This is a genomic window from Pseudomonas sp. Root569 (assembly GCF_001427465.1).
GTDB lineage: Bacteria > Pseudomonadota > Gammaproteobacteria > Pseudomonadales > Pseudomonadaceae > Aquipseudomonas > Aquipseudomonas synxantha.
The window spans coordinates 227,837-244,760 of record NZ_LMGQ01000028.1; the positions used below are offsets into that span (position 1 = coordinate 227,837).

The following is a 16,924-nucleotide window of genomic DNA, read 5'->3' on the forward strand; positions in this document are numbered from 1 at the left end:
GAATGCAGCGTTTTATGGGGCCGGGGTTCAGCTCGGTGTCTCGCGCTCCAGCAATTGGCGCTTGCGCTCCACGCCCCAGCGGTAGCCCGACAATTGGCCATCGCTGCGCACCACGCGGTGACAGGGAATCGCCACCGCCAGGTGGTTGGCACCACAGGCCTGGGCCACGGCGCGAAAGGATTTGGGCGCGCCGATACGCTCGGCTATCTGCGCATAGCTGGCGGTGCTGCCCACCGGAATCTCGCGCAAAGCCTGCCACACGCGCTCCTGAAAGGCCGTGCCGCGCAGGTCCAGGGGCAGATCCAGGCCCAGGGCAGGGGCTTCGACAAACCCCACGACTTGGGCGATCAGCTGTTCGAAGCCTCGATCCGCGCCGACCAGTTCGGCCTTGGGAAACTGGTCTTGCAGGTCGCGCACCAGTTTGTCCGGATCGTCCCCGAGCAAAATCGCGCACACGCCACGTTGGCTCTGGGCCACAAGAATCGCCCCCAGCGAGCATTGGCCCACGGCAAAGCGAATGGTGTTATTGGCACCGCCGCTTTTGTAATCGCGGGGCTTCATGCCGAGCAATTGATCGGCGGCTTCGTAGAAGCGGCTGTTGGAGTTGAAACCTGCGTCATACAGCGTATCGGTCACCGAGTGCTGGCCCTTGAGGCCGTCGCGAACCTTGCGCGAACGCAGGGCCCGGGCGTAGCCCTTGGGGGTCAGGCCGGTGCTGGCTTTGAACACACGATGAAAGTGAAACGGGCACAATCCGGCCTGGTGTGCGAGTGCTTCCAGGCTCGGGGCCGTTTCTGCCTGTTCGATCTGCCGGCAGGCATTGGCGACTAACCGCGCATGATGGGCGGCCAGTTGAGTTTGATCGCCCGCGGCACGTTTGCTCGCACGATAACCCGCGGCTTCGGCCTGCGCCGGGGTGTCGAAGAATTCGATATTTTCCGGGCGAGGTAAACGCGAAGCGCTGCTGGGCCGGCAATATACGCCGGTGGTTTTCACGCCGTAGACAAACAGGGCGTCGGCCTTGGCATCGCGGGCAATGATGGCGGCCCAGCGCGGATCGTGTTCGTTGTTCATGGCCTGCACTCTTGACGGTTCACCAGCAGATTAACCGTGTCGGTTGCCCATGACACTCCGAAGCTTGCGGTCAAATCAGCCGGCAGTGCGAAAGGTCAGGTTGATGCGTTGCGGGCCCATGACGGGATGCTCGCCTTCCTTGATTGGCATCACCCCATGAAAGCGCAGGCGATCAACGCCGCCCCAGACCACCACATCGCCATGGAACAGCGAGACCTTCTGCGTTTTGTCACTGCGCTGATGGCCGCCAAACAGGAAAATAGCCGGCAGGCCCAGGGATACCGAGACTACGGGGGCGCTGTAGCAACGCTCATTTTTGTCCTGATGCAGTGACATCTTTGCTCCAGGCACGTAGCGATTGATCAGGCAGGCGTCAGGTAAAAAGCCGCTGAAACCGGCCTCGGCTGCCGCCGACACCGCCAGCTGCCGCAACGCGTTTGGCATGGCGGGCCATGGCTGTTGGTTGCGCGGGTCGAGGGGGCTGTAGCGATAGCCGCGGGTGTCGGTGGTCCAGCCCAGGTCGCCGCAACTGCTCAGCGCCGCCGACATGGTGAAACCACCGGGTGTGACCATCTGCCGAAACGGAGATTGGGCCAGGATACGCCGCAGCTCGGGCAGCAACCGGTCAATCCAGGGCAGGGCGTAGCCCCTGAGTACGTAGGACTCTTCGCCAATCTGCTCGCGCCCTGGGGGTTGTTGCAGGGCGCCATCGGCGAATAAATCGGCAGTCGGCCCCGACATGTCTTACAGCGCCTTGCTCACATTGATGTCGGTGATTTCGTCACTGGCATCATGAATTTTCGCCAGGGCTTGCTTGGCTTCTTCGACGCTGTCGGTTTGCAATTGGGCAAATTCAAAGCGGCGCTCGCCGTTGAGTTTGTACTTGATGACGTATTTGGTCGTAGGGGTCACAGCTTTCTTCCTTTCAGGTGTTCGGATCAGCTCAACTTGGTGCTGGTGCGACGAACGATGCGAATCTTGTGGGACAGCGCCGGCTTGCGGGTCACGCTGATGGCGCGACGGGTCACCACATCGAGGGTGATGTTCCAGAACCCAGTGCTGGGCGCGGTGATCTTGGCTGGGAACTTATCGAATGCGCCACCGTGATAGGTATGGCGACCACCATTTTTGAAGCTGCGGAAGTTCGCGTCGCTCATCAGGCGAATGTTGCAGGTCTGCGAGCATTCGATGACGACAATGTCTCCCTCGTTGAGGTGCTCACGCTGGTGGATGAATTTCATGGGGTGTCTCCAGAAGGGCTTTTTCTGAAAAATCAGAACGATACGTAGGTTAAGATGGAGTTTATCAGCCCCAGCGCGTTTATTATCGGGCCGTCGTCGACGACTTCGACAATTTAAAACAGTTATTTACCCTGTAATCAGAGATAAATCCTACGTTGGTGGGAGAAATTTACCATCCCCGCTGTCGTAGGGTCTTTATCGGAGGTTTTTGTATGAAGTGGAGTGTGTTGGTGCTGGCCTTGGCAATAGGTGGGTGTGCTTCGGTTGCAGATATCAAGCAGACCCCGCCAACATTGGTGGTCATCTCAGGCAAGAAGCCGCAGGAATATGCGGCCTGTGTAGTGCGTAAATTGGAGGCGACCCGCCGGCCACCGCAGATCGAGCCCCATAAAGACGGGATCCAGGTGATTGTGCCGCAGAAATTCTCGGCGGATCCTTCGGCGATCTTCGTAATCGAAGACCGCTCCAGTGGGAGCAGCATCAAGCTCTATGAAAGCATGTCCAATGTACCGATTCGCCCCGGCGACGTGAAGAAAGCCGGGGAAGACTGCATTTCTGGCTGAGCCCCAGGCCTATCCTGCGCACCGGAGCCGATAAAAAAAGCATCACCCGTCAGTGGCGACATGCATTTGGGGCAGGGCATCCGTTAAACTGTTGGGCATTCACTATAAAGATGCCGCTCAGACCTTGGGTTTGAGCGGCATTTGTTTTTTCTGGAAAGCCTGTTATGAAACGCGAACTCGTCAAAGCCCGCCATGCTGAAGGTCAGATTGCGGCGACCCATGTCATCCAGAACCCCGCCGACCTGGGCGAGTGGATTGTATTCTTCAAGAAAAGCGGCGGTCGCAGCTACTTCCTGGTGGACGACCAGGATGAAGTCGAGTCATTCCCGCGCCTGGATGACCTGATCGAAATACTGCGTGGCCTGGGGATCAAGTTCGCCGAAGTGCATCTGTAGCACGCCGGCTTATTTGCAGACCACCACGACGCTACGGCCCTTGAAATTGCCCACATCCTGACCCAGGGTCTTGTCACTCTCCTTGAGGGCAGGCGTGCCATTGGTGCCGACGATACGGTAGCCGGTGCCCGCGCAGGACGCGTCGGCTTTCTCGTAGCAACTGGCCCAAGAGTTGGCCTCGCCCGAACAGTCGATGGTCAGGCCTTGTTCGCCATTTTTCAGCAGGGTGTCGGATGTGGTGGTGCAACCGGCCAGCGCCAGTACCGCAGTCAGTGCCAGGATCTTGTTCATAGTGGGTCATCGTTAAGAGAAGTGGAGGGCGCTGACACTGTCGTGGGGCGTTGGCGCGGATTATAGCGAACTGCCACCAAGTGCACAGTCCCTGATACAAGATCTTCGCCCGCGCCCCTTTTTTCCTCAGCCCCACCGGTGCGTCATGGCACCCCCATCACCAGTACTCCACTGCCGCTTGTGGCCCCGGTGGCGGGTAGGGAACCCGCACGCCGAACCAGTGAAAACGTCACGTCATCGCCGCCTACGCTGTTGGTGATCCGGGTCAGGAATGAACCGTTCACCCGCACCGCGGCCCCCCCACGCACCATGGCTGTACCCAGGTTCGGATTGGTCATCATCAGCAGTCGATTGTCGAACGACGACTGTATGCCTTTGTAGGTAATGGTGATGGGCGAGTCGATTCCGCCATCCGGGCACGAGTAGTTGAGCCTGCGGTTGACGCGAATGGGGGTGGTCAGGGGATCGCTGCCCAAGGCGCGCTGAGGGACGTCGCCGAAGTTGATCTCGATCGGGTTGTTATTGTTGATCGTGCAGGTCGACGGCGACACGGTGAAATTGTTGGCAGCGATATAGGTAACGGTCACTTGCGGTCGGGTGTTGTCCCAGTTGTTCGAGCTGCTGATGCGCAACATACCGAGTAGGTCATTGGCGACGACGTTGATCGGGTTGGACGGACTGTTGCGCATCAGAATGTACGGGGTGATATTGATGGGGTAAACGACACGGTTATTGGGCATTGTCGCCACGCGGATACCCGACGGCACCGGATTGTTCAGAAACGATCCGTTGATACGCAAACCGGCCCTTTCGTTACCGAAAAGAGGGCCGGGGGTCCAGGGTGTCCCTGAGGCGTTCCCCGTTGCCCAGTAATCCTCCCCCCAGGCAGGGCCCTGGCCAGGGGAATACATGCATTCCAACCTGGCACCCTCCATCATGATCCTCTGACGGTCCGAGCTTAAGGTCACCATAACCGGAACGCGCAAGTTGGGATTACCCGTCTGCCAGTTGCCACCATTGACCCGGCAATCGACGGCCAGCGCGTTCGATATCGTACCCATGAAGATGAGAAGCCCAGCGGCTCCATGCAATCGTTTCATTGTGTTCTCTCGTTGCTCCACTATCGGTATTCCCACTTCTTTTGCCTGTTTCATGGCACACCCATCACCAGCACGCCGCTGCCGCTTATTGCCCCTGCCGTGGGGAGTGATCCCGCGCGGCGAACCAGAGCGAACGTCACATCGTCGCCGCCCACGCTGTTGGTAATCTGGGTACGGAATGAACCGTTGACTTGAACCGCGGCCCCCGCACGGACCAAGGCGGTCCCCACGTCCGGATTGGTCATGGTCAGCAACCGGTTGTCGAACGACGACGGGATGCCTTTGTAGGTAATGGTTATAGGGGTGGTGATGCCGCCATCCGGGCAAGCGTAGGTAAGCCTGCGGTTGGTGCGGATGGCACTTGTCAGGGGATCGCTGCCGATCGCCCGCTGCTGTACGTCGCCGAAGTTGATTTCGATGGGGTTGTTATTGTTGATGGTGCAGGTTGAGGGGGAGATGTCGAAGTTGTTTGCGGCGGTGTACGTCAGTACGAGCCTCGTACTTCCCGAACTGTAATTGTTGGTCTGGTGGAGGTTCAACGCGCCCAGGATATCGCCTATTCGAACATCGATAGGGTTGCTAGGGTCGTTTCGCAGCAAGATATAGGGGGCTACATTGATCAAATACCCCGCGCCGTTATTAGGCATGGTCGCGATTCGGATGTTAAACGGCACAGGCGTGTTGTAAAACGTGCCGTTTATGCGCAAGCCGGTACCTTGCAGGGAAAATTTCGGACCGGGTACCCAAGGGGGGCCGGCTTGCGCGGATGTTCCCCAATAGTCAATGCGCGTAGGGTGGGCAGGCGAGGGCGTAAATCGGCACTCCAACCATGCCCCTTCAAGGATCAGGCGGGTACTGTCCGAACCTACGCGGACAGTAACGGGGACTTCCAGGTTCAGAATCCCACCGTCGCCTACGTATTGCCATCTTCCGCCATTCACGCGGCAATCAGCTGCTCGCACGGTGGTGGCAGCACTCAGCAGGACGAGAAGCAAAATAGCGCCGTAGAGTCGTTTCATGGTTATCTCTCGTTGCTCTTCTATCCGAACAGCGGCCACAGGCATCCAACCCCGTGTTGCGCCGCCCGGAAGAGATTCGAAGGTTTCCCAGGCTGTTCTCAGCCTGGGAATGACTACGGATAGTCCAGCGTGAACGTGGACGTTACCGTGTAGGCGCCATGCCCGATGGTCTGGTCCTGGATGGCCCGCGGCTCTCCCTGCACATAGGCCTTGAGTTCGATCACATTGTTGCCATCGCTCAACGCCTGTCTGTCGCTCACCGTATTAAGGGGCAGAGGCTTGTTAGCCAGTGTCTCGATGCCCACGCCGATGCCGGTGGCGCCGCTGCCGCCATCAAGGGCGAGCAGCCCGGGCAGTGCCGGGTTCTCCCTGCCACCGAAAGTGATCGTGACGGTGTTGCCCACCGTGGTGTCGCAGTCCACCAAGTGAAGCTTGAAGGCCTTGCCCAATGATCGCGTGTTGAGGTACAGGTACTTGCTGGTCAGGTCCCAGAGTTCCAGGGTGATGGCCTCGTCACCGGGACGAATGGTGCAAGCTTCTTCAACCAGGTTGCCCTTGAAACTGAGGTTGTCCGCGGCCTTGCCTTCGGCCATCAGGCCCACACCAAGTACCAGCGCGGCGAAGGTCCAACCCTTGTGAGTAGGTGTATGTCCCATGGTTTTCCAACTCCTACTGGTATTCGGCCAACAGCGTGGCCACCGCGGTAAACCGGGCGGGGGCCAGGTTTGCACCGGGTTGCTTGACCGGCACCACTTCCAATACCGGCGGCGACGACAGGCTGATTTCAAGCGGTGTATTGAGGGCAAACGGCAGGTTGTTTTGGAACACCCGGATGCCCAGCGCCGGCACACTGGTCTGCACGGCTGCGCCGTCGAACGTTGTCGCGGTGCCGTTGACGCTCAACTTCAGCGCCCAGGGCAGGGTGTCGGTGCCACAGCTGATGGTGTAGCTCAGGCCCTGGCGGTATTTCACACCGTCGACACGTTTTACCCCGACATCGCCAAAATCCACTTCAATGGTGTTACCGGCATCGATGGTGCAGGGCGGCGGCTCGTTCAATGTGCCGCTGAACGTCAGGTTGGCCGAGGCGACATTGCACAGGCCGATGGCACACAGGGCGAGCAACGTTCTCTGCGGCCAAAAAGTCATGGTGCGTTTCTCTTCATGGTTGATCGGCTTCATTGGTAATCCACCACCAGGGTGGCGGTCGCATCGAAGGCGCCACCGGTCAATTTGCTGCCTGGACGTTTGACCGGCACGGCCTGCACCACCGGGAAGTTGGGGTAGGTAAAGTTCACTGCTGTGTTCAAAGGCCAGTCAGCGCCATTGACGAACAGCTTCACCCCGAGATCGGGCTTGCGCGTCACCAGCACCCGATTGTCGAACGCGGCGCCGGTGCCCTTGAGCTCCAGTGTCAGTGCATTGCTGTACGGCGCATCACAGGTGACGGTGTAGGGCACACCGCGGCGGTAGTTGACCCCGTCGATCCGTGAGGTCAGCAGGTCATCGCCAAACGGCACGTTGAGCGTACTGCCGCTGTTGATGACACACGGCGGCGGTGCAATGATCACTGCGCGGATGGTCAGGCTGGTCTCGGCCTGCACCGCCTGGCTGGCGGCCCACAGCAGGCCGCCCATAAACACGGCCCATGGGCCGTTTGACTTAGCCATTATTCTGCCCTTACTCATAATTGAGCCTGAAATCCACCACGGCTCGGAATGCCCCGCTGGTCAACGGCGCGGAGGTGCGCGTGGGCCGAACCTTCCAGGTCTGTGTGTTGCCGCCCAGGGGCAGGAACAAAGGTTCGCCCCGTTGGCCCAGGTTGACATCCCGCCCAAGCACATCGGTCAACTGCAGGCCCATCCCGGTGATGCCTTGCATCTTGACCAGGCGTGGATCATCAGCATCGGCCGGTGCCAGGAACGCCACCGACAGCACCGGTTGAAAGGCACTCCAGGTCAGGTTCCCCGTGCGCTCGCTACGGATGCTGCCGGCGATGCGGTTGCAATCGGTAAAGCGCAGTTGGAAAGGCACCGCCCTTGCCTGGTCACCGGGCCGGCGCAACTGGCTGGTAGAAACATCGCCTAGGTCAATGGTCTGATGCAGCGAGGTCATCTCCAGGCTGCATGGGGTTTCATGCATGGACCCGGAAATATTCAGCCGTCCGCTCATGCCTTCTATATCGTCTTCGTCCTGGGCCTGTGCGCTGCCGACAACGGCCAGTAGCAGGCCGCCCAAGACCTTCACATAATGCGATTTCATCACTGACTCCGGCGGGCGTTACTGTGTGAGCGGGGCTGCTTGCGGGTTCACCTTGCAAGTCTCGCCGCTGCAGGTGAACGCCAGCAGCGGACGTCCGCCGTAGTCATTCACGTAGGCCAGGTAAGGGGCGGTGCCGAGTGCCTTGGCCGTCGGGCCCAGGGCCAGCGAGCCTTTGGGGGGCACCATCAGCGGCTCGAAACCGGGCACGGTCTTGCCATCCTTGGTGCTGCGCGCATCCACCAGGGTCACGAAGTACGGCGTCGGGTTGTTCACCTGGTAATGTTCGCCCTGCCGGGAAAGGGTCAGTTTTTCCTGCCAAGGGTTGGCCAGGTCTTGCTGGCTCGGGGTGATGGCTTGCGGTCGGTAGAACAACTTGATGCGGGTCTGCAGCGCGATTTGCAGGGTGTTGGCTTTATCGCTGCGTGGCGGAATTTCCCGCAGGTTGAAGTAGTAGACCGTCTCTCGATCCTGGGGCAAGGATTTGGCCGCGGGCAGCGCCTGGACTTTCACCTGGCTCTGTTTTCCAGGCTCCACGCGCTGCACCGGTGGCAGCACGATCAGCGGCGCGGTGATTTTCTGGCCTTGTTCATCTTCAATCCAGCCCTGGGCCAGGTACGGCAACTGGGTGTTGTTGTTGGTGATGTTCACGCTGGTGGCGTCCTTGCCGCCATCGAAGATCACGCGGGTACGGTCCAGCGCGATAGCAGCATTGGCGCCTTGGCACATGCCGATGGCAAGCAATGCGAGGGACGAAAGGGTAAGGCGGGTGTTAAGGCTCATGAGGATGTGTGCTCCGTGGCGGTGGGCTTGCCGGACAGCTCTGCCGGCGCGGACAAGGTTTGTTCTGTGGCTACCATCCGGCAGTCCAGTTGCAGGGCATGGGACAGGCCATCAGCCGGCAAGGCCTGCGGCAGCGTGAGGACGCAGCGTGAGCGTTCGCCCCAGCTGACGAACATCTGCTCGCCGGCCTGGATACCGCTCAGGTAGACGCTGCCGCCATCATTCACAATGCCGGTGTCTTGCTGCTTGGCGTTCTTGACCTGCGCGCCGAAGGGCGGCGCACTGCCGTCTGATAGGCGCAGCACAGCCATGGCTTTCTCACCGGAAATCACTTCCAGGGACCGGTAGCCGATGGCGCCTTCGGTGAGGGTCACCTGCGTGACTGATTGGGTGGCCTCGACGTTCTTCGGCAGACGCTCCAGATCCACGCTGGCCGCCGTACGCTGGTAGCTGCTCAGATCGGCAATTACTGCTTTGCCAAAGGCATTGCTGCGCGTCGGCGTGCCGTAACCGCGCACTGGCACATCGGCTACACTGCTGGTATCGACCATTAAGCGCGTGCCGCCCATGCTGCCGGTGCGATGCAGTGCTGCGCCGTGGCGCGTGAGCGTACCGCCGCCGCGAGCCGACATGCTCAGGCTGGTGTTGCCTTGCTGGCGACTGGCAGCGAGTGTCAGGTCAGCCTGCTCACCGGTGTGGCTCAGGTAACCACTGGCGGAATTGTCGCTGGCACTGAGCTGGTAACTGTTGCGCTCATCCAGGCGATCGCTGTAGCGCGTTGAAAAGCCATTCTTGCCTGCGGCCCGGTTGGCATCCAGCGACAGGGTGCCACTGCGTCCCAGCGGCAGGCTGACGGTCAGTGCCATGCCGTTATCCTTATAGTTGTAGTCCTGAGAGCGATAAACGTTGAGGGACAGGCTCATGTTCTTGACAGTGCCGACATTGAAGTAACGAGACACTGACAAGTTCCAGCGCTGGCTGGCTGGCCGCGACCAGTAAGTTTGTTTGTTATAGCTGGCGTACACTGTGGCGCCCAGGTCACGAAACTGCTTGTTGACGGTCGCCGTATACAGCGCCTTGCTGCCGCCAATCGGTTTGAATTCGCCGGCGTATTGACCGAACTCATCGTACTTGCCGCGTCCTGCGAGTTCGCCGTTCATGCCGTAGTGACGCGCATCCAGGTATTCACTCATGCTCAGGAAGTTCTTATCGGAAAAGCGATAACCGGCAAAGGTTACTTGGCTGTCATATTGTTCAAAGTTCTTCGAATATTGCAGGCGATAGGACTTACCCGAGAGTGTTTGATTCCACACGTTTGCGTGGGACTGGGTGACGTCCAGGGATAACGCGCCCAGCACCAGCAGGTCACGACCCGCACCGACAGTGGCCGCACGGTAGTTGTTATCGGTGATGGCGCCACCGAACAACGACCAGCCATTGCTGATACCCCAGGAGAACTCCCCGGTACCGAAGAAGTTACCGTCGGCTCCATACTGAAGATCAGAAGGCCGCCCAGTCGCCAGCTTGTATCGAACTTGCCCAGGGCGCGTCAGGTAGGGAACACCTGCGGTGTTGAGCTTGAAGGTCTGTACTGAACCATCCTGCTCTTCCACGCGCACATCCAGCGTCCCGGTCACCGCATCATTGAGGTCCTGGATGCGAAAGGGGCCGGCAGCCACCAGGGTTTCATACAGCACACGCCCTTGCTGGCTGACAACCACCCTGGCATTGGTCTTGGCCACCCCGACAACTTCCGGCGCATAGCCGCGCAAGTTCGGTGGCAGTTGGCTTTCGTCCGAATTCAACGCGGCACCGGTAAAGCGGAAGCTGTCGAACAGGTCCGAATACAGGTAGTTTTCGCCAACCACCAGTCGCGCCTTCAATGACGGAATGGCGCGGTAGGCGTAGTAGCGGCTCCATTCCAGCTTCTGTTCGCCGGCGGACCGATCCCTTGCGCTGTCGACACGCCCCTGCCAATCGGCGCGCAGGCGCCAGGCCCCGGCATTGGCCCCCAGTGTGCCGTTACCGCTGAGGTGATTGCGCGTGCGCTCGTTTTTCTGGGCGTTGGACTGCGCCGTCAGGTTGTAGTCAACCAGCAACCCCGGCACTCCCTCATCCCAGCGCGCGGGTGGATCCCAGTTAAGTGCGCTGTACTCGAGATAGGCATGGGGCAGGTTGATGTCCAGCGTGGAGGTCGCCAGGTCCGCACTGACCTGCGCCCCCGGCAGGCCTTGGAGGTCCAGGCATTCGCCGTCTTTCCACGCGGTGAGCCTGGCGGCATCGGATGCCTTCAGGCCCAGCTGTTCCACCAGTGTGGGGGACACGCAAGCCTGGCTTCCCTTGGGATCATCTTCGGGGGGGTAGAACGCCACCGCTTGCTCGGAAATTGGTTGGCCATTGATCTGCACGAACATTGTGTAGGTGCCGGGCAGAATGAAACCGCCTCGCGCAAACCGGGACAAATCAATATTGCTGCGATCATTCAGATCAAGAACGTCGGTATTGAATTCGATATCGCCGGCACCCAAGGCAGTGCCTGCCAGTGACATCAGCCCGCCAACCAGCCCGGGGCGAAGTGTATTTTTGATCTTCGACGCATTCAGCATGAAAGCAACCCATCAATGTTCAAAAGTATTCCAACTTGAACCGCACCGCGACACGGTGAGCACCTGGCGCCAGTGGCAGCCCGTTGCCGACCAGGCGGAGCGTGTAGTGAAGTGTGATGTCACCCTCGGCCAGGGGGTGCGGAGCCATCGGCTCGCCTGGCACGCTCTCCTGTCCAGCCGAATCCCAGATATGGAAGGCCACTCCCTGTGAGTCACCGAAGGCAGCAAAGGAGCGGCCGTCCCTGTCGCGAGGGCCGTCAAACGTCACCCGCAGATGCTCCCAGTCAGGCAAGGTGGCGCCGGGGCGCGAAGGGTCCGGGCGCGTCAGGGTGCAATTGACCAGACGCAACTCAAACGGGTGCGGCTCCCCCAGCGCATTGCGCAGCAGCCTGCCTATGGGCTCGGGCGTCATCTCGATGGACTGGTCGGCACTGGTCAGTTCCAGCCCGCACGCAGAGTCGACGATCTCTCCACCTAGGGTGACGACGCCTTCGCCTTGCGACGGTTCCTGGGCAAACACCCAGGGGCTGATGCACATCGTCAATGTGGAGGTGACTGCGAGACTTAAGAATCTTTTCACCGTTATCTCCCACCAGTTCCCCCCGCCMCCCATCGATGGCGGGGGGAAAGCCTTACTGATAAGCCAGGGTGAAGTTGGTGACTGCGCTGAAATCACCGGGGACGATGTCGCCGGTAGCGGCGCCTTGAACGTAGGCACCGAATTCCAGGGTGTTATCGCCCGTGGAAATCGCTTGCGGGGTGGTGGCGACACCCAGCTCAACGGGCCTGCCGCCATGGGTCATCATGATGCCGATGCGACCAGCGCCACCAACGGTGCCGATCGCGCCCGGCACATCGCTGGAGGGAGCGGCGGTGAACGTGGTGGTCACAGTGTTATCGGTGAGATCGGTCAGGTCGCAGCCTTCCAGTTCGATTTTCACGCTGCGGGCCTCAGACTTGCCGCCTGCCTGCAGTTGATGCTTTGCGATAGCGCCAAGATTGACGGTCTGATCGATGGATTCAGGCTTGATTGAGCAGGCACCCGAGTGGACCGATCCCAAAAAAGTAACTGTTCCATCCGCCGCATGGGCAGCGGAGATCGAACCCGCGAACAACCCGATGGTCAACAGCGCAGTTTTAAATTTAGTTTTCATTTGCAGATGCCTACATAAAAGATGTCATTGATTGAGCCTCGCCACGGTGTGTGCGGGACTTACTTCTTCGCTTCAAAAGTGGCTCGCGGAAAACCCGATCAAGCGTCTGCCGAGTTGTAGTCAAGAAAGTGTTTTTCCAACTACTTGCATTGCAATTTCGCGTCACATTTGAGGCGAGGTGATTGTCCACGCTCGCCCTGTGTAAGTAAGTCGCCTGATTCGCTAAGTCGTGTAGCTGCGCGGTATCACGTGCTATAGGAGGATTATGGCAATATGCCAAAACTTAAATTTAAGCTGTAAGAGATGGACTACATGCGACTTAATGAGAATGTTTTAGTTAGATACGAGACTGTAAGAAGGGGATTACAACGCCTGAAAAATAACAGCGTCCAGGCGAGGTGAGCAACTTAGAGATGGTTTCAATGCACTACCAGGATCGACGCGCACAAAAAAGCCCCGTTAACCGGGGCTTCTTGTGCTGCAGGAGAGGTTTACTTGCCTTTCGGCCTTTTGCTCGATGCATGGCCCGCTTCATCCACAAACACTTCGGCGACCGCAATCGCCTGGCTTTCGGTGGCAAATGTCCCGGCAACGCTGTCGCCGTGGAAATTGATCAAGTGCCAGCCGTCCGCTCGCTCTGTGATCAGGTAGCCGTTTACACCTTTTGGTTCTGACATCTATTGGCAATCTCGTGGTCGGGTTCAAGCTGCCCATGATAGCGCCAAATACCCTGGGGGCGGGCAAGATGTTGCAGGTCAGTGCCCGGCGGCTGAAAGCGTGCTAAAACGGTTGGCAGCCTTTTAAATAAAGGGGACGGGCGTTTTTTGCCTGGCCATTGGTGAAGCCCTTTGTAAGATCAGCGGAACTTACGCCGACATTTTTTCTCTATGATGACATCGCAACGCCAGCAGCCCCCATTGTAAGGTGACTGCGGCCTGATTAGACTGCGCCGAATTCCGTACGCACAGCCCTTTGTAAGGACTCATATGATCAAGAAATGCTTGTTCCCAGCAGCCGGTTACGGCACTCGCTTCTTGCCAGCGACCAAGGCCATGCCCAAAGAGATGCTGCCGGTGGTGAACAAGCCACTGATCCAGTACGGCGTCGAAGAGGCCCTGGATGCCGGCTTGAACGAAATCTCCATCGTGACCGGTCGTGGTAAGCGCGCCCTGGAAGACCACTTCGACATCAGCTACGAGTTGGAAAACCAGATCAAGGGCACCGACAAGGAAAAATACCTGGTCGGTATTCGTAAGTTGCTTGACGAGTGCTCGTTCTCCTACACCCGCCAGACCCAGATGAAAGGCCTTGGCCACGCCATCCTCACCGGTCGCCCGCTGATCGGCGACGAGCCGTTCGCAGTCGTGCTTGCCGATGACCTGTGTGTGAACCTGGACGGCGATGGCGTGCTGACCCAGATGGTCAAGCTCTACCAGAAGTATCGCTGCACCATCGTTGCGGTGATGGAAGTTGATCCATCGCAGACCAACAAGTACGGCGTTATCGCCGGTGACGATATTGGTGATGGCCTGATTCGCGTGCGCGACATGGTCGAGAAGCCAGCACCGGAAGACGCGCCGTCGAATCTGGCAATCATCGGTCGCTACATCCTGACCCCGGATATCTTCAAGCTGATCGAAGAAACCGAGCCAGGCAAGGGCGGCGAGATCCAGATCACCGACGCGCTGATGAAGCAGGCCAAAGATGGCTGCGTGATTGCCTACAAGTTCAAAGGCCAACGTTTTGACTGCGGCGGTGCTGAAGGTTACATCGAAGCGACCAACTTCTGCTTCGAGCACTTCTACAAGACTGGCAAGGCTTACTGATTCACGCTTACCCGTCTGTTTCAACAGAAAGCCACCTTCGGGTGGCTTTTTCGTTTTTCGGCCCCATTTAAGTCGGTATGCTGGCGTCCTGCCGAGGAGAATGAAATGGCCTACGATTTTGACCTGTATGTAATTGGCGCCGGTTCCGGCGGTGTTCGCGCGGCGCGCTTTGCCGCGGGCTTTGGCGCCAAGGTGGCCGTGGCTGAAAGCCGCTACCTGGGTGGTACTTGCGTGAATGTCGGCTGCGTGCCGAAAAAGCTCTTGGTGTACGGTGCGCATTTTGCCGAAGACTTCGAACAGGCCAGCGGTTTCGGCTGGTCGCTGGGCGAGGCGAACTTTGATTGGGCCACTCTGATCGCCAACAAGGATCGCGAGATCAATCGCCTCAACGGCATTTATCGCAACCTGCTGGTCAACAGTGGCGTGACCTTGCATGAAGGGCATGCACGCCTGGTTGATGCCCATCAGGTGGAGATCAATGGCGAGCGGTTTACCGCCAAGCATATCCTGATCGCCACCGGTGGCTGGCCGCAGATCCCGGAGATTCCAGGGCGCGAACACGCCATTGGTTCCAATGAGGCGTTCTTCCTCAAAGAGCTGCCTAAGCGTGTGCTGGTGGTGGGCGGTGGTTACATTGCGGTTGAGTTCGCTGGCATTTTCCACGGCTTGGGCGCGCAGACGTCATTGCTGTACCGCGGCGACCTGTTCCTGCGCGGCTTTGATGGCTCGGTGCGCAAGCACTTGCAGGAAGAGCTGACCAAGCGCGGCCTGGACCTGCAATTCAATACCGACGTCGAGCGCATCGACAAGCAAGCCGATGGCAGCCTCAAGGCCACTCTGAAGGATGGGCGTGTGCTGGAGGCCGATTGCGTGTTCTATGCCACCGGTCGCCGCCCGATGCTGGACAACCTGGGCCTGGAAAATACCGGGGTCAAGTTGGATGAGCGTGGTTTTGTCGCCGTGGATGAGCTGTACCAGACTGCCGAGCCGTCGATCCTGGCCATTGGCGATGTCATTGGTCGTGTGCAACTGACGCCCGTGGCATTGGCCGAGGGCATGGCCGTGGCTCGGCGCTTGTTCAAGCCCGAGCAATACCGTGCGGTGGATTACGCCAATATCGCAACGGCGGTGTTCAGCCAGCCGACGATCGGCACCGTAGGCCTGAGCGAAGAGGATGCGCGTGCCAAAGGCCACAAGGTGCAGATTTTCGAAAGCCGGTTCCGGCCGATGAAGCTGACCCTCACGGACTGTCAGGAAAAGACCCTGATGAAGCTGGTGGTCGACGCCGACACCGACAAAGTGCTGGGTTGCCACATGGTTGGCCCGGATGCTGGTGAGATCGTGCAAGGCCTGGCGATCGCGCTCAAGGCGGGCGCGACCAAGCAGCATTTCGACGAGACCATCGGCGTGCACCCTACGGCGGCGGAAGAATTCGTCACCATGCGCACGCCTGTGGCCGACTGATCAGGTTGGCTCCGTTGCCTCTGGCGCCGTCGCAACGACGGCCGCCAGGCGCAGCGCGTCGATAATCGCCTGGGCCTTGATCAGGGCCAGTTCCAGCGCCTTGTTGTGCCGTTGGTGCTCAAGCAGCGCCTCATGGCGCGACTGGCTGTCCTGCATGGCAACACGCAAGCGTTCCTGGAGCAGGGTGCGCTCGCTGTCGATCCGGCTGAGCTGCTCGTTCAGTTTGAGTTGTGCGGCTTGATCCTTGCGGACCTGCTCTTGCAGCGTATTGAGTTCCTTGACCGTCACACGCTGCTCAATCAGCAGGCGTTCATTGTCCCGATGCAGCTGGGTGATTTCATCCTGGCGCACCAGTGCGTTTTGCTGGGCCTGGCGCAGCTCGGCCTGGATCTGTTGCAACTGGCCTTCATGGCGGCGCTGCTCCTGTTCACGCTGTTCCTTGATTGCATTGCGGTAATGCTCAAGCGCATCCCGGGCATGCAGGTGCTTTTCTTCCAGTGAGCGAATCTGCTCGTCCTTGTCGCTGATCCTCAGCTCGTAATCGCTGCACGCCTGGCTCAGCCCGGCGTTGCGGGTCTGTTCGGCCTGCAGGCTGGTGCTGGCGGTTTGCAGGGCGGCGCTTTCTTCCGTCAGGGCCGCGGCCTGGATATCAAATTGCTGCTTAAGCTGGGCATGCGCCTCTTCCAGGGTTTCAACCTGGGTGAGCAGGGCGGCTTTCTGTTGTTCGAATTGGGCCAGGGCCAGGTCAATCGGCTCTTGAGCTTTCTCTTTCAGGCGTTGGGCCAGGCGCGCGACCAGTTCGCCCAGCTCGTCGTCAATCGGCGCCTGGGTGATCGCCTGGCGGGTCTCGCTCTCGTCCAACTCCTTCAAATAGCGATGAATAGTGGTTTTCGAGCCGGTATTGCCCATCTCGATGCGTACGGCATCGATGCTGGGGTTTTCGCCTCGGGCAAGGATTGCCAGGCGTGCCGTCTGAACTACTGCTTTGTTTATGCCGCCGCGAGCCATGGGGTCTCCGTCGATTTGATAATGTGGTACGTATTATGTATATACGTACTATAGCATGTCTAAAAAATCGTAGAAATTCATGATTTAACAGGCGGGATGTTGGCGTATTATCCCGTGTCACGGCAGTTTTCATTGCCACTC

21 protein-coding genes are annotated in these 16,924 nt (G+C 59.1%); 4 read left to right on the forward strand and 17 right to left on the reverse strand.

The genetic code is table 11. From position 1 onward, the window contains the following. Positions 1-27: 27 nt before the first annotated feature. The 4 genes from ada to ASD70_RS26025 all read right to left on the reverse strand — a co-directional run bounded on the left by ada (position 28) and on the right by ASD70_RS26025 (position 2,315). Complete coding sequence (gene ada, locus ASD70_RS26015; RefSeq protein WP_056847819.1) at positions 28-1,074, reverse strand: bifunctional DNA-binding transcriptional regulator/O6-methylguanine-DNA methyltransferase Ada; 1,047 nt, start codon at positions 1,072-1,074, stop codon at positions 28-30. A 75-nt stretch (positions 1,075-1,149) separates the two neighbouring features. Beyond that, on the reverse strand, positions 1,150-1,815 hold the full coding sequence (gene alkB, locus ASD70_RS26020; RefSeq protein WP_056847820.1) for a DNA oxidative demethylase AlkB: 666 nt from the start codon (positions 1,813-1,815) through the stop codon (positions 1,150-1,152). Positions 1,816-1,818: 3 nt separating this feature from the next. Next, on the reverse strand, positions 1,819-1,986 hold the full coding sequence (locus ASD70_RS29185; protein WP_164486648.1) for a hypothetical protein: 168 nt from the start codon (positions 1,984-1,986) through the stop codon (positions 1,819-1,821). A 26-nt stretch (positions 1,987-2,012) separates the two neighbouring features. Further along, the gene (locus tag ASD70_RS26025) at positions 2,013-2,315 is read right to left on the reverse strand and encodes a DUF1883 domain-containing protein (protein ID WP_003173824.1); all 303 of its coding nucleotides are present in this window, start codon (positions 2,313-2,315) and stop codon (positions 2,013-2,015) included. Positions 2,316-2,527: 212 nt separating this feature from the next. Here ASD70_RS26025 and ASD70_RS26030 point away from each other — a divergent pair, with 212 nt between their 5' ends. Both ASD70_RS26030 and ASD70_RS26035 read left to right on the forward strand, forming a co-directional pair. Then, a complete protein-coding gene (locus tag ASD70_RS26030; RefSeq protein WP_046068227.1) occupies positions 2,528-2,878 on the forward strand; it encodes a hypothetical protein in 351 nt (116 codons plus the stop codon). 164 nt (positions 2,879-3,042) lie between these two features. Beyond that, complete coding sequence (locus tag ASD70_RS26035; RefSeq protein ID WP_043051522.1) at positions 3,043-3,273, forward strand: hypothetical protein; 231 nt, start codon at positions 3,043-3,045, stop codon at positions 3,271-3,273. A gap of 9 nt (positions 3,274-3,282) precedes the next feature. Here the strand turns inward: ASD70_RS26035 and ASD70_RS26040 are convergent, their stop codons facing one another. The 12 genes from ASD70_RS26040 to ASD70_RS26095 all read right to left on the reverse strand — a co-directional run bounded on the left by ASD70_RS26040 (position 3,283) and on the right by ASD70_RS26095 (position 13,162). After that, a complete protein-coding gene (locus tag ASD70_RS26040) occupies positions 3,283-3,564 on the reverse strand; it encodes a hypothetical protein (RefSeq protein WP_005788201.1) in 282 nt (93 codons plus the stop codon). A 143-nt stretch (positions 3,565-3,707) separates the two neighbouring features. Next, positions 3,708-4,664, reverse strand: a complete 957-nt coding sequence (locus tag ASD70_RS26045) for a fimbrial protein (RefSeq protein ID WP_056847821.1) — start codon at positions 4,662-4,664, stop codon at positions 3,708-3,710. A 50-nt stretch (positions 4,665-4,714) separates the two neighbouring features. After that, positions 4,715-5,683, reverse strand: coding sequence for a fimbrial protein (locus tag ASD70_RS26050; protein WP_056847822.1), 969 nt, complete (start codon positions 5,681-5,683; stop codon positions 4,715-4,717). A 113-nt stretch (positions 5,684-5,796) separates the two neighbouring features. After that, entirely contained in the window at positions 5,797-6,339 is a 543-nt protein-coding gene (locus tag ASD70_RS26055; protein WP_046068224.1) for a fimbrial protein, read from the reverse strand. A 13-nt stretch (positions 6,340-6,352) separates the two neighbouring features. Then, positions 6,353-6,832: a fimbrial protein gene (locus ASD70_RS26060; protein WP_056847899.1), complete on the reverse strand. Its 480-nt coding sequence runs from the start codon at positions 6,830-6,832 to the stop codon at positions 6,353-6,355. A gap of 29 nt (positions 6,833-6,861) precedes the next feature. Continuing rightward, on the reverse strand, positions 6,862-7,353 hold the full coding sequence (locus ASD70_RS26065) for a fimbrial protein (RefSeq protein ID WP_046068223.1): 492 nt from the start codon (positions 7,351-7,353) through the stop codon (positions 6,862-6,864). A 10-nt stretch (positions 7,354-7,363) separates the two neighbouring features. After that, entirely contained in the window at positions 7,364-7,945 is a 582-nt protein-coding gene (locus ASD70_RS26070) for a fimbrial protein (RefSeq protein WP_056847823.1), read from the reverse strand. Positions 7,946-7,963: 18 nt separating this feature from the next. Further along, positions 7,964-8,725, reverse strand: a complete 762-nt coding sequence (locus ASD70_RS26075) for a fimbria/pilus periplasmic chaperone (RefSeq protein WP_046068221.1) — start codon at positions 8,723-8,725, stop codon at positions 7,964-7,966. Beyond that, positions 8,722-11,331 (reverse strand): outer membrane usher protein, encoded by a 2,610-nt coding sequence (locus ASD70_RS26080; RefSeq protein ID WP_148660741.1) that lies wholly within the window; start codon positions 11,329-11,331, stop codon positions 8,722-8,724. Before ASD70_RS26080 ends, ASD70_RS26075 begins: the two co-directional genes overlap by 4 nt. A 19-nt stretch (positions 11,332-11,350) precedes the next feature. Continuing rightward, positions 11,351-11,911, reverse strand: a complete 561-nt coding sequence (locus ASD70_RS26085) for a fimbrial protein (RefSeq protein ID WP_046072465.1) — start codon at positions 11,909-11,911, stop codon at positions 11,351-11,353. A 52-nt stretch (positions 11,912-11,963) separates the two neighbouring features. Continuing rightward, complete coding sequence (locus tag ASD70_RS26090; protein ID WP_046068220.1) at positions 11,964-12,485, reverse strand: fimbrial protein; 522 nt, start codon at positions 12,483-12,485, stop codon at positions 11,964-11,966. A gap of 491 nt (positions 12,486-12,976) precedes the next feature. Continuing rightward, positions 12,977-13,162, reverse strand: coding sequence for a hypothetical protein (locus tag ASD70_RS26095; RefSeq protein ID WP_046068219.1), 186 nt, complete (start codon positions 13,160-13,162; stop codon positions 12,977-12,979). 309 nt (positions 13,163-13,471) lie between these two features. On the opposite strand from ASD70_RS26095, the gene galU reads away from it, so the two are divergent. Together galU and gorA are read left to right on the forward strand one after the other, a co-directional pair. Then, on the forward strand, positions 13,472-14,311 hold the full coding sequence (gene galU / locus ASD70_RS26100; RefSeq protein WP_046068218.1) for a UTP--glucose-1-phosphate uridylyltransferase GalU: 840 nt from the start codon (positions 13,472-13,474) through the stop codon (positions 14,309-14,311). Positions 14,312-14,416: 105 nt separating this feature from the next. After that, a complete protein-coding gene (gene gorA, locus ASD70_RS26105; RefSeq protein ID WP_056847824.1) occupies positions 14,417-15,775 on the forward strand; it encodes a glutathione-disulfide reductase in 1,359 nt (452 codons plus the stop codon). Here gorA and ASD70_RS26110 read toward each other — a convergent pair whose 3' ends face one another. After that, on the reverse strand, positions 15,776-16,783 hold the full coding sequence (locus ASD70_RS26110; protein ID WP_056847825.1) for a DNA-binding protein: 1,008 nt from the start codon (positions 16,781-16,783) through the stop codon (positions 15,776-15,778). Between the last annotated feature and the right edge of the window lie 141 nt (positions 16,784-16,924).